The 12,120-nt window shown below is 69.9% G+C and carries 8 protein-coding genes; 6 read left to right on the forward strand and 2 right to left on the reverse strand.

Features of this window, described 5'->3' with window-relative positions; translation table 11 throughout:
* Positions 1-254: 254 nt before the first annotated feature.
* Together G7B67_RS12305 and G7B67_RS12310 are read right to left on the reverse strand one after the other, a co-directional pair.
* Positions 255-683: a hypothetical protein gene (locus G7B67_RS12305; RefSeq protein WP_166212854.1), complete on the reverse strand. Its 429-nt coding sequence runs from the start codon at positions 681-683 to the stop codon at positions 255-257.
* A gap of 77 nt (positions 684-760) precedes the next feature.
* The gene (locus G7B67_RS12310; protein ID WP_166212855.1) at positions 761-2,383 is read right to left on the reverse strand and encodes an MFS transporter; all 1,623 of its coding nucleotides are present in this window, start codon (positions 2,381-2,383) and stop codon (positions 761-763) included.
* Positions 2,384-2,497: 114 nt separating this feature from the next.
* On the opposite strand from G7B67_RS12310, the gene G7B67_RS12315 reads away from it, so the two are divergent.
* The 6 genes from G7B67_RS12315 to G7B67_RS12340 all read left to right on the forward strand — a co-directional run bounded on the left by G7B67_RS12315 (position 2,498) and on the right by G7B67_RS12340 (position 11,888).
* Positions 2,498-3,760, forward strand: coding sequence for a GGDEF domain-containing protein (locus tag G7B67_RS12315; RefSeq protein ID WP_166212857.1), 1,263 nt, complete (start codon positions 2,498-2,500; stop codon positions 3,758-3,760).
* A 457-nt stretch (positions 3,761-4,217) separates the two neighbouring features.
* Positions 4,218-5,393, forward strand: coding sequence for a DUF4352 domain-containing protein (locus G7B67_RS12320; protein ID WP_166212859.1), 1,176 nt, complete (start codon positions 4,218-4,220; stop codon positions 5,391-5,393).
* 186 nt (positions 5,394-5,579) lie between these two features.
* Complete coding sequence (locus G7B67_RS12325; RefSeq protein WP_166212861.1) at positions 5,580-6,086, forward strand: EF-hand domain-containing protein; 507 nt, start codon at positions 5,580-5,582, stop codon at positions 6,084-6,086.
* A gap of 77 nt (positions 6,087-6,163) precedes the next feature.
* Complete coding sequence (locus G7B67_RS12330; RefSeq protein ID WP_166212863.1) at positions 6,164-9,379, forward strand: WD40/YVTN/BNR-like repeat-containing protein; 3,216 nt, start codon at positions 6,164-6,166, stop codon at positions 9,377-9,379.
* Between the two features lie 65 nt (positions 9,380-9,444).
* Positions 9,445-10,566 carry a lytic murein transglycosylase B gene (gene mltB, locus G7B67_RS12335; RefSeq protein ID WP_166212865.1) on the forward strand — a complete coding sequence of 374 codons (1,122 nt, stop codon included), beginning with the start codon at positions 9,445-9,447 and terminating at the stop codon, positions 10,564-10,566.
* Positions 10,563-11,888: a septal ring lytic transglycosylase RlpA family protein gene (locus tag G7B67_RS12340; protein ID WP_166212867.1), complete on the forward strand. Its 1,326-nt coding sequence runs from the start codon at positions 10,563-10,565 to the stop codon at positions 11,886-11,888. The genes mltB and G7B67_RS12340 overlap by 4 nt, the downstream gene beginning before the upstream one ends.
* The last annotated feature ends 232 nt before the right edge of the window (positions 11,889-12,120 follow it).

Here is a 12,120-nt window from a genome sequence, read left to right on the forward strand (position 1 = left end):
CACCACAACCGCCCGCGCTCGCCGAGCGCGACCTTCGCCGCGTCCACCGCGCGCCGCGCCTGGCGTTCGGCCTGCGGGTCGTGCGCACGCAACGCCCGCCCCGCCGCCGCGCGCGCGTGCATCAGTTCACGCGTCAGTCGCGCGCGGGTTTCCGGGTCGAGCGACGGATCGCTGCAGCGCCACAACCGGCCGCGTACGACGAAGTAGCGGCCATCGGGCGTGACCGGAGGGGCAGGCGCCGCGCGCGTACCGGGTTACTTCGCCGCGCTGATGATGAAGCTGCCGAACGACACGCCCAGGGTGTGGCCGCTGCCCTTGCCGGTGAGCGCCAGCGAGATGCCGCCCTTGGTGACCACCTGCGCCTTGCTGGCTTCGCCGGACCCGGCATTGGCCTCGGCGGTGGCGTAACCGCCGATCAGGTCGTGCACGTCGGACACCGGCGAAAACTTGCCCACGCCATCCTTGATTTCCGAATGGCCGAAGGTCAGGCCGCCGCCCTTGGATTCGATCGTCACCGCCAGGTGCTGTCCGTTGTCGCAGGTGATCTGGCCGCTGCCGGTGGAATGCTTGTAGAAGGCGCCGCCGCCGGCCATGTTGTAGTGCAGCGTGCAATGCGTTTCGGCCGCCTGCGCGGCGGGGATGGCGGCGAGCAGCAGTGCGGCGGTAACGAGGATGGAACGCATGGCGGTCTCCGGATGGCGCGGGAAAAAAGCCTAGCACGCAGCCCGGAAAGACCGCTGCGTCCATGCGGTGGGCACCATCAGCAGGCGTCGATACGCGCCTGGATTTCCTCCAGGCCCTGGCCGCGGGTTTCGATCCCGGCGCGCCAGACCATCGCCGCCGACACCGCCATCGGAAATGCGATCAGCAGTGCCGACCACTGGAAGTTGCCCAGCAGGCCCAGCACGCCGAGGCCGGCGCCGAGGATGCCACCGAACTTCGACGCCGCCGCGATCACCCCCGAGCCGGTACCGCGCAGGTGGACTGGATAGATCTCCGCCGCATACGGGATCAGCATCGCGATCACCCCGCTCACGCTCACCAGCAGCGCGACCGTCGCGGCGATCGTTGCCGGCGCCGAGCGCACCCCCGCCACGCCCATGGCGAAGAACACCAGCAGGGCGAGCGCCGTCAAGGCGATGAACAGCACCAGCGACTTGAAGCTCGACCAGCGGTGGTAGAGCCAGATCACGACGCCGATGCCCGGCAGGGCGAGGATCGCCGAACGCGCCAGCAGGGCGCTCACGCCGGCGGCGTCGACGCCCATCCCGACCAGGTTGACCGGCAGCCAGAGCACGAAGCCGAAGTTCACCAGTCCCCAGGCCAGCCCGCAGGTCAGCAGGCCCCAGGTGAGGCGCGCGTGGCTGCCGCGCAGCAGCTGGCGCATGCCGCTCACCGGATGCGGCTCGTCGATGCGCGGCGCGCCCGGATGGCGTGCGTCGTCGACTTCGATGTCCTCGGTGGCGCGCGGACCGGCGAACTTGCGAAGCACGTCGCGCGCCTGTCCTTCGAGCCCGGCATTGGACAGGAAGCGCGGCGATTCCGGGATGAACCGGTTCAGGAACAGGATCACCGCACCGGTGGGCAGGTTGAGCAGCCACAGCGCGCGCCAGCTGAACATCGGTTCAAGCAACGCGGCGGCACCGGCAGCGGCGAGGTATCCGGCCGAGGTGCCGACGCCACCCAGCGCCACCAGCAGCCAGCCGCGATGCGCGGCCGGGACGGTTTCGGCCATCAGGGTGAACGCGATCGGCAGCATGCCGCCGGCCGACGCGCCCATCAGGAAGCACATCACCAGGTTCCAGCCGAACAGCGGCATCGCGCCGCAGATCGCGGTGCCGATGAACATCAACGCCGACAGCAGGATCCCCGAGCGACGGCCGAACACGTCGGCCAGCCGCCCCCAGATCACGGAGCCGACGGTGGTGCCGATCAGCGCCACCAGTGCCAGCGTGCTCGCGGTGGGTTTGCTGATGCCGTATTCGCCGCTCATGCCGGGCATGACGAAGCCCAGCGTCGCCGGTTTCATCACGTCGATCGCCAGCGCCACCACCAGCACCAGCACCAGCGTCCAGTGCGCGCGGTTGAGCGCGACCCCGTCGGCGATGTGGAAGTGCCGGTGGGCCGCGGCGGTGTCCGTCCGGGTGGTGCGGCGCATCTGCTCCAGTCGCGGCATCAAGCCGTAGGCGGACAGCAGCAGGCCAGCAACGATCAGTGCCATGCCCCCGAGCATCATCGCGTCCATCGGCATGCCCACCATCCGCCAATGGCTCATCCGCGCCATCAGGAACATCGGCATGTGCGCCAGGACGCCGGCGACCACGGCAAGGCATCCTGCCCAGAACGCGACCGGATGGTGGAACGACAGGCCGTTGGCTTTCATCTTGGCGTGGGCGCGGCGACAGCAACAACTAGGATACCGGAGCGCAGCGCGCCGGGCCGGGGGATGGCGTGCGTGAACGCACACGGCCGCCGATGGCGACATACTCCGCGGCAGGTGCTGCTGCCGTCCGAGGCCAGGATGATCTTCGAGCTGATCCCCCGCGACAACCGGTTGCTGGCCACGCGGGTCAAGCGCCAGTTGCTGGGCTGGGTGTCGTACCTGATGTTCGTGGGGCCCCTGGCCTACTCGGTGCACAACGGCTGGACGCTGTTCGACTATCGCGGACTGGGTTGGTTCGTCGTGGCGGCGGTCGCCATCAACCTGGTGTTCTTCGTCCTGATCCGCAGCGGTTACAGCGCGCGCTTCGCCGACCCGAGCCTGGTTGCGATGCAGGTTGCCTGCGCCGGCGGGCTGGCACTCGTGCTCGGCTTCTACCTCAACCAGGCGCGCGTGCTGACGGTGATGCTGCTGTTCACCGCGTTCTTCTTCGGCGTATTCAGCTTCAGCCGCCGGCAGTACCTGGCCTTGAGCGCCGCCGCTGCCTTGGGCTATGCGGCCATGCTCGCGGTCAAGTACGCGCCTGGCATGCGCGATGGCAACACGTTCCGGCTGGAACTGCTTTATTTCATGGTTCTGGTGATCGTGCTGCTGTGGCTGTCGCTGATCGGCAGCTACATCGCATTGCTGCGCGCCAGCCTGGCGAGCAAGAAGGAAGCGCTGGCATCGGCGCTGGCGCGGCTGAAGGAACTGGCCAGCCGCGATGAACTCACCGGCCTGCACAATCGCCGCCACCTGATCGAGATCCTGGAGCAGCAGAAGGAACGGGCGGACCGCTACCGCGAGCCCTTCGCGATGTGCATCCTGGACCTGGACCATTTCAAGCGCATCAACGACAGCCACGGACATGGCGCGGGTGATGAGGTGCTGCGTGCCTTCGCCGCGCGCATCCGCGGCCAGATGCGGCGGATGGACATCATCGGGCGCAACGGCATCCATGGCGCGCGGGCACCCGATGCGCAGGTGATGGGGGCGCAGACGACGGACGCACAGGTGACCGATGCGCAGGTGACCCCGGAAGCGCCGGCGGATACGACGTTCGGTCGCTATGGCGGCGAGGAATTCCTGCTGGTGTTGCCGTATGCCGCGGATGCCGCCGCGCGGACCTGCGTGGAGCGCCTGCGCGCGGCGACGGCGGCGCAGCCCTTCCTGACTGCCGCAGGTCCGTTGCGGATGACCTTTTCGGCGGGGATCGCCCACTACGTCCCCGGCGAGTCGATCGCGCAGATGCTCGATCGCGCGGACGAGGCGCTGTATCGGGCGAAGAGCGCGGGGCGCGATCGGGTGGAGTTTGCGACGCCGCCGGGAGGGGGTGGCTGAGGCGCCGGGATGGCCTCGCCGGTGTGGTCGGTGATGGCTGCTCTTCATCCCCGCGAAAGTGGGTTCCAGCGCCTTTGTACTTGCTTGTCATTCCAGCAAGCCGGGATCCGGCGCTGTTGCTCTCCGCGGAGAAACAAAGCAAGAGCAACCCGTCCTTAGGGCCTTCGCGCTTCGCGCGAGCGACTTTTGTCATGCCAAGAGTCACCAAGCTGCATGCGCTGGTTTTTCGCGGGGCGAGCCCGGCTCGACAGTGGCTGTCCTGCAGTCCGATCCACCGGCGCCGCCGACGAATTGAATTGCAGCTGAGCGGCCGTGTGCGCAACGCCCGGTGGGGCGGATTCAGCCGCGGATGCTGATGCGGGGTTCAGCCGAGCCATGGAACGCTCGCGGATCACTCCAGGCCGGCACGCCGCATCGCTGCGGATCCGTGCGCGGCCGGCTGACGCAGGCAGGTGCAATGCAGATCGCTCGGGCCATCGTCCTGGGATGCGTGGTGCTGCTGGCGACGGGGTGCCAGCGTCCCGACACCGACACCAACCGCCACACCGAGACTGCTGGCGCGGTACCGGCGGTGGCGGCGCCTGACCTGGCGATCACCGTCCACGACGTCATCCGCACGCCGCGCATCCCGCGCTCCAAATTCGATGCGCAGGAAGCGGCAGCCGGCGATACCTATCTCGTGCTCGACATCACCGTCGGCAACCCCGGTCCGCAGTCCCGGCTCTTCAGCGGCGGGCCGTTGATCGCGATCGACGGGCGCAGGCAGCGTCGCTTCGATGCGCCGGAGAACGTCCTCGCCGACGGCTACCTGCTGCTCGAGACCCTCGCGCCGGGGGCAAGCGAACGTGGGCGGATCGTCTATGAAGTCCCCGACGATCTTCGCGGGCCGTTCTACTGGCAACCGATGGGCGGAAAGCGCCTGCTGCTGGATGTCGGCGCGGCGTCGGCATCGCACACCCTCGCGCAGGCGCCCGCGACGGACGCACCGGCACCGGATGACGCAACCAGCGCGGAGCCTTCGCACCGCGCCGTCGCTCCTCCGGCCCAGGCCAACACAATGCCGCCCGCAGGTGGCGCCGCCACGTCTCCAGATGCCGCAGCCGCCGCACGACAGCTGCGACAGCTCGCCTGTCGCGCGCTGGTCGAGGACAATCGGAGCGCGGACAAGCCGCGTTACCTGCATTTCTTCCAGACCCAGTGCCGGGGCATCGCGATGCCGCCGGCATGGAGCGCGGAAGCCGACGCCACGACAGCGCCGCCGGCACCGCAACCGGCACCGCCCCAACACCCGGCAGCCCCTCCGGCGCGGACGGAGACAGCCGATGCGAACGAACCGCCCGCGCCGGTGGCGCCCGATGACGGCGGTCCGAGCTTCGACTGCCGCACCGCGGCCACGCACGCCGAGCAGCTGGTGTGCCAGGACGCGCTGCTGTCGCTGCTGGACCGGCAGCTGGCCGATGCCTATGCCAGCGCGCAGCGCGAGGTCGGCGATCCGGTTGCGTTGCAGCGCGACGAGGACGACTGGCGCCGGCGCGTGCGTGATGCCTGCCAGTCGCTCAACTGCCTGGAACGGGTCTACACGCGGCGCACCGCGACGTTGCGCGCGGTCGGCGGATTCGTCGATGCCGACTGAGCAGCGCGGGAGCTCGCCGCACCGGCGATTGAACCGGCGCTGTGCAAAGCGCGGCGGGCGAGGCATCCGGCGCGCCGGGCGCCATCGGCTTCACGGCGTGCGGCGGCGCGCTTATGCCGCCATCACATGAATGCGCGCAAGTTGGCGACCCGGCCCCGGTCGTCCGGGCAGGCGAGGCAGGCGCACATGGTTCGAAGAATGGATGGGGTGGTCGCCTGCGCGCTGCTGCTGGCATTGGTGGCCACTGGCTGCAACCGCAAGCCCGCACCCGGCCGCCACGCCGCGGCGCGCGCGCCCGTGCCGGCGACGCAGCCACTGGGCACGGCGGCGGTGGACAGCGTCACCTTCGACACGCGCTTCTCCACCATGGATAACGATGACGACGGCCAGATCGACTTCGGCGAATACGCCGCCAGCGCCACCGGTCGGTTCGTCACCATGGACCTGGACGGCAATGGACTGGTCACGCCCGCGGAAATGGATGCGCATCGCGCGGCGCTGGGGCGGCGGTCGAAGTTGACCTCGGCGCAGGTCATCCAGCCGGTCGACAGCGACGGCGACGGCAAGCTGGCGCAATGGGAGAACGAAACCATCGCGCGACGGCTGTTCGACACCATCGACAGCAACCACGATGAGGTGCTGAGCAAGCAGGAAGCACGCGCGCACGCCGCGCTGCTGGACGCGACCGAATAAGGTCCGACGCGCAGCCACCCGCGCTGGCGCGCGGCTGCCGCGGCGTAGACTCGGCCGATCCCATCCGGAGCGGCCCCATGTCCCGATGCGCGTTTGCCTGGTTGCTGGCGATCACCGTGGCGCTCCCGACCGAGTTGCCCATCGCGGCCGTTGCCGCCACCCCGCAGGACCGCGCCGCCGCCGATCCGCTCGGCGCACTGCACTGGCGCCTGGTGGGCCCGCATCGCGCCGGCTGGGGCACGGCGGTGGCGGGGATCCCGGAGCAGCCGGCGACGTTCTACTTCGGCGCCGCCGGCGGCGGAGTGTGGAAGACGCTCGACGCCGGGCGCACCTGGCAGCCGATCTTCGACCAGGGCCCGGCCTCGATCGGCGCGATCGCGATCGCGCCATCGGACGCGGACACCCTCTACGTCGGCACCGGACAGGTGACCTCGCGCTACGACATCGCCGCGGGGGAAGGCGTGTTCAAGTCGACCGATGGCGGCGCGCACTGGAGCGCGGCCGGACTCGCTGACAGCAAACACATCGGTTCGATCTGGATCGATCCGCGCGACGCCAACCATGTGCTGGTCGGCGCCTTGGGTCACGTGTACGGGCCCAATCCGCAGCGTGGCGTCTTCGCCAGCCACGATGGCGGCAGGACCTGGGACAGGACGCTGTTCGTCAGCAACAACACCGGCGCGGTCGACATCGTGGCCGATCCCACCGATCCGCAGGTGTTGTTCGCCTCGACCTGGCAGGTCCGCTACCGGCCGTGGATGAGTTATTTCGTGCCCGACTACGGCCCGGAAAGCGGCGTCTACCGATCCACCGACGGCGGCGCGCACTGGACAAAGGTGTCCGGCAACGGCTGGCCGGCCGGCGACCTTGGGCGCATCGGGCTGGCGGCGACCCACACCGCGCAGGGCACGCGGGTCTATGCGGCGATCGACGCTGCAGACGCGGGCGGGCTGTACCGTTCCGATGACGCCGGCGGTCATTGGCAGCGCGTCAACGACGATCCCGAACTGGCCAACAGTTATTTCGCCCGGCTCACGGCGATGCCCGGCGATCCGGACACCGTGTACGTGATGGGGCGTTCGATCCATCGCTGCGACCAGGCGGGCGCGCACTGCACGATCACCAAGGGCTCGCCCGGCGGCGACGATTACCACGACCTGTGGATCAATCCGCTGCATCCGGACCACATGATCACCGGCTCCGACCAGGGCACGGTGGTCAGTGTCGACGCCGGCGCGAGCTGGAGCAGCTGGTACAACCAGCCGACCGGCCAGCTCTACCACCTGGCGACCGACAACCGTACGCCGTACTGGATCTACGCCGGCCAGCAGGACAACGGCACCGTCGGCATTGCCAGCCGCACCGACTACGGCGCGATCACCTCGCGCGACTGGCATCCGGTGGGCGGCGACGAGCGCGACTACGACATCCCCGATCCGCGTAATCCCGACATCGTCTATGGCTCGGGCCTGGGTGGCCGCCTGTCGCGCTGGAACGCGCGCAACGGCGAAGTGCAGAACATCTCGCCCTGGCCGGTCTCGACCTACGGCACGCGGCCGACCGCGGCGAAATACCGCTACACCTGGATCACCCCGATCGCGGTGTCGCAGGTGGCGCCGTATCCGCTCTACCAGGGCGCGCAGGTGCTGTTCCGCTCGCTCGACCAGGGCGCGACGTGGCAGGTGATCAGCCCCGATGTCGCGCCGCGCGACGGCTCGCGCACGGACTGCGATGCCGCCACCGCGCCGGAGGTCGCGCGCGCCTGCGGCTACGGCGTGATCTTCAGCATCGGCCTGTCGCCGCGCGACAACGACCACCTCTGGCTGGGCACCGACGACGGCCGCGTCTACGCCACCCGCGACGGTGGCGCGCATTGGGACGACGTGACGCCGGCGGACGTGCCGACGTGGGCGAAGATCAGCACCATCGACGTGTCGCCGCGGCAACCGGACACCGTCTACATCGCCGTCGACAACCATCGCGGTGATGATCTGCGGCCATTGGCCTGGCGCACGCACGATGGCGGCAAGACCTGGACGGCGATCGCCGACGGGTTGCCGCCCGGTCACTTCGTTGGCGCGCTGCGCACGGATACGAAGAAGGCCGGGTTGCTGTACGCCGGCACCGATCGTGGCGTGTGGGTGTCGCTGGATGACGGCGACCACTGGCAGTCGTTGCAGCGCAACCTGCCCAGCGCGATCGTCACCGATTTGCTGGTACACGGCGACGACCTGATCGTCGCCACCCAGGGGCGCTCGATCTGGGTGATGGACCAGCTCGCGCCGCTGCGGCAGCTCGATGCCGGCGTGCAGCGCGAGCGCGTGCACCTGTTCGCGCCGGGCCCGGCCCTGCGCCTGCGCGGCAACCAGAACAAGGACACGCCGCTGCCCCGCGAGGAGCCGACCGGACGCAACCCGCCGATCGGCGCCCTGATCGACTACTGGCTCGCCAGCGACAGCCATGGCCCGGTGACGCTGCGCATCCTGGACGCCAACGGCAGGCAGGTGCGCCGCTTCTCCAGCGACGACACGCCGCTGCAGCTTCCGGCCGAGCGCTATTTCGAGGAGCGCTGGACCGGCACGCCGCCGGCGCTATCCGCCCGCGCCGGCGCGCATCGCTTCGTCTGGGACCTGCGCGGGGAGCGCCCGCTCGCAGACGCCTACGGCTACAGCATCGCCGCGGTCGACGGCGACCAGGACGCGTTATTGCCACAGGGCATGCTGGTGGCGCCGGGCCGCTATACCGTCGTGCTCGTCGCCGATGGCCACGAACAACGCGCGCCGCTGGAGGTCGTCGCCGATCCGCGGGTTCCGGTCGATGCGGCGGCATTGGCACAGGCGCTCGCGTTTTCCGGTGATGTCAGCGCCGCCATGCGACGCGAGGCGATCGCCAACGGCCAGTTGCAGGCGGTGCGCAAGCAGATCGAGGCATTGCACGCGAACGACAACAACGTCACTGCGGCGGTGGCGGCATTCAACGCCAGCCTGGCGCCGCTGGCCGAAGGCGAAGGCACGCTGGCGCCGCTGAACCTGTCCGGCATCGGCGGCGAGTTGACCACGCTGCAGGCGGACCTGGAAGGCAGCGATGCCGCGCCGACGGCGCCGCAGCGCGCGGTGTATGCGGATGATGCGGCGCGGCTGGAGCGCGCGCTGCAATCCTGGTCGCAGCTGCAGGCCCGGGACCTGCCCGTGCTCGATCGCGCGCTGCAGTCGGCGGGGCTGGCGCCGATCCGCATTCCGCCGCCGGACCGGTTGCCGGTGGTCGATGCCGGCGTGTCGCGCGAGATGCCATGAACGGCTGAGGCCGATGCATCGCGCTGCGCGTGATTCCACGCGCGGCCGATGCTACGCTCGCGCCAATGATCCGACGCGCCCTGCTGGTTTCGATGTCGTTCGCGCTGGTGGCCTGTGCCACGCAGTCGCCACCGCCTTCCCCCGTTGCCGCCACGGCGCCCGCTGCGCCCGTCAGCGTGCCGCTGGCCGCGCCGCTGCTGGCGCCGGTGCCGCAGCCGCCCGAGCGTCCGGTCGCACCGGCGTCGGTGACCGATCCGATGCTGCCGCAGGCGCAGCGCATCGATGCCTTCGTCGATTACACCGCGCGCACCTACGGCGTCCCGGCGCAGGACATCCGCGCGGGGCTGGCGCAGGCGCAGTTCCTGCAACGCACGGTTGACATCATTTCCCGTCCCGCCGAAGCGGTGCGGCCGTGGAGCGCGTACCGCCCGATCTTCATCAACGATGCGCGCATCGCCGGAGGCGTCGCGTTCTATGCCGACAATCGCGCCGACCTCGACCGCATCGCCGCCAATACCGGCGTGCCGGCCGAGTACATCGTCGCGATCATCGGCGTGGAAACCAATTACGGCAGGAACACCGGCAACTACCGCGTGCTCGACGCGCTGTACTCGCTCGCGTTCGGCTATCCCAAACGCGCGCCGTTCTTCGCCGGCGAGCTGGCGCAGCTGTTCGCGCTGGGCCAGGACGAGCATATCGACGTGGCCTCGCTCACCGGCAGCTACGCCGGCGCGATGGGCCTGGGCCAGTTCATGCCGTCCAGCTATCGGCTGTGGGGCAAGGACGGCGACGGCGACGGCAAGCGCGACCTGATCGGCGACAAGGACGACGTGTTCGCCTCGATCGCCAATTACTTCGTCGTCCACGGCTGGCAGCGCGGTGGGCCGGTGGTGGCGCGCGCGGCGCGCGATGCCGGTGCGGGCGATTTCCTCCCCGACAACATCGACCCGGTGTATCCGCTGGTGGATCTGGCCCAGCGCGGCTATCACCCGCAGGCCGGCGAACCCGTACCCGCCGATGCTGCGCAGGGCGCTACGTTGATCACGCTCGATGGCGATGCCGGCAAGGAGTTCTGGCTGGGCTACCGCAACTTCTACGTGATCACCCGCTACAACCACTCGCCGATGTACGCGATGGCGGTGCAACAGTTGTCGCAGGCGATCCGGGCGGGCACGCCCGGGCCATGACATTCCGCAGCGCAAGCGTCGCGTTGGGTGCCACGCTGGTGGCGCTGCTCGCCGCCTGCAGCAGTACGCCGCGCAAACAACCGGCGCCCGCCACCAGCGTCCGCGCCCCGGCCACTGCCACCGCCGCGACGTCGCGTCGCAAGTCGCCCTACGCGCCGGCGCAGGAAGATCCCAGCAAGCGCGGCAACTACACTCGTGGTGGGCTCTACGCGCCCGGGATCCGCGACAGTGCGCCGGACGGCATCCCGGATGTCGACCAGATTCCCGAGCCCGAGGTCGTCGACGAGCCGCGCTCGCTGTATGGCAACCGCTCGCCCTACGTGGTGCTCGGCAAGTCGTACACGGTGCTCGACGATCCTTCGCGCTACGACGAGGTGGGGCTGGCGTCGTATTACGGCAATAAATTCCACGGCCGGCGCACCTCCAACCTGGAGGTGTACGACATGTATGCCTTCACCGCCGCGCACAAGACGCTGCCGCTGCCGAGTTTCGCGCGGGTGACCAACCTGTCGAACGGAAAATCGGTAATCGTGCGCGTCAATGATCGCGGCCCCTTCCACGACGGCCGCATCATCGACCTGAGTTACGCCGCGGCGGTCAAGCTCGGGGTCGATCGCGCCGGCACCGCGCGGGTCGAGGTGAAGGGGTTGAGCGCGGGCGAAAATGCGCGCGAGTCCAGCGGCGTGCTGGCCGCCAACCCGGCATCTCCGACCGCGCCACCGGCTGCGAGCGCGATCGACCACCTGCTCGCCGCGTTGCCCATCGCGAGCGCCGATGCGGCCGGACATGCCCCGACCGTTGCGCGGACCGCGGCGACCACATCGCCGCCTGCGAAGGTGGCGGCGCTTCCGGCCGCGCGCGGCGAACGCTTCGACATGCGCCAGGACGGGCGCACGATGACCGCCGATGAATTCGACGCATGGATGCGTGCGCGGCGGATCGGCGTGGCGACCGGCAAGCCGGCGCCGATGCCGTCGCCATCGGCAGGGCCGTCATCGCCTTCCGCGCCGGAAGAGGCGGCGCCGCCCCCGGCAGCAGCGGTGCAGGTTGCCGCGACCGCTGGCAACGCCTCCCCCGCAGGAGCCGCCACCGATGCCTGGACGCTGCAGGTCGCCAGCTTTGCCGCACGCACCAATGCCGAGCATGCGTTGGCGATGCTCAGCCAGGCCGGGATCGGCGGCGCGCGCCTGCTCGATGCCGACGCCAACGGCCGCAAGGTCTGGCGCCTGCGCGTGGGCCCGGTGACCGCGACCGCCGCAGAGGAACTGATCGCGCGCATCCAGGGTCTGGGCTTCGGCCAACCCCAGCGCGTGCGCGAGTAAACTCGCGCTTCCCCCGTTCGATGTCCCGGTCACGGACGGCCGGCCACAGGAGTCCGTTTGTCGATGAAGTCTGTTTTCGCGCGTCCCGTCCTTGCCCCACGCCGCGCCTGGCGCGCCCTGCTCGCCACATTGGCCGCCACCGTCGTCGGCGCCGCGATGGCACAGGCGCCGGCGCTGCCACAGCCGGCGTCGGCGACGCCGCGCCCGGCCGCGCTGAGCGACGCGCTGCCGA

Source organism: Cognatiluteimonas telluris, assembly GCF_011320095.1.
Classification (GTDB): domain Bacteria; phylum Pseudomonadota; class Gammaproteobacteria; order Xanthomonadales; family Xanthomonadaceae; genus Cognatiluteimonas; species Cognatiluteimonas telluris.

What these genes read in the sequence shown, in the direction of transcription:
- G7B67_RS12320 (WP_166212859.1), top strand. Translation starts at nt 4,218, where the DNA reads ATGCAGATCGCTCGGGCCATCGTCCTGGGATGCGTGGTGCTGCTGGCG.
- G7B67_RS12310 (WP_166212855.1), bottom strand. Translation starts at nt 2,383, where the DNA reads ATGAAAGCCAACGGCCTGTCGTTCCACCATCCGGTCGCGTTCTGGGCA.
- mltB (WP_166212865.1), top strand. Translation starts at nt 9,445, where the DNA reads ATGATCCGACGCGCCCTGCTGGTTTCGATGTCGTTCGCGCTGGTGGCC.
- G7B67_RS12340 (WP_166212867.1), top strand. Translation starts at nt 10,563, where the DNA reads ATGACATTCCGCAGCGCAAGCGTCGCGTTGGGTGCCACGCTGGTGGCG.
- G7B67_RS12325 (WP_166212861.1), top strand. Translation starts at nt 5,580, where the DNA reads ATGGTTCGAAGAATGGATGGGGTGGTCGCCTGCGCGCTGCTGCTGGCA.
- G7B67_RS12305 (WP_166212854.1), bottom strand. Translation starts at nt 683, where the DNA reads ATGCGTTCCATCCTCGTTACCGCCGCACTGCTGCTCGCCGCCATCCCC.
- G7B67_RS12330 (WP_166212863.1), top strand. Translation starts at nt 6,164, where the DNA reads ATGTCCCGATGCGCGTTTGCCTGGTTGCTGGCGATCACCGTGGCGCTC.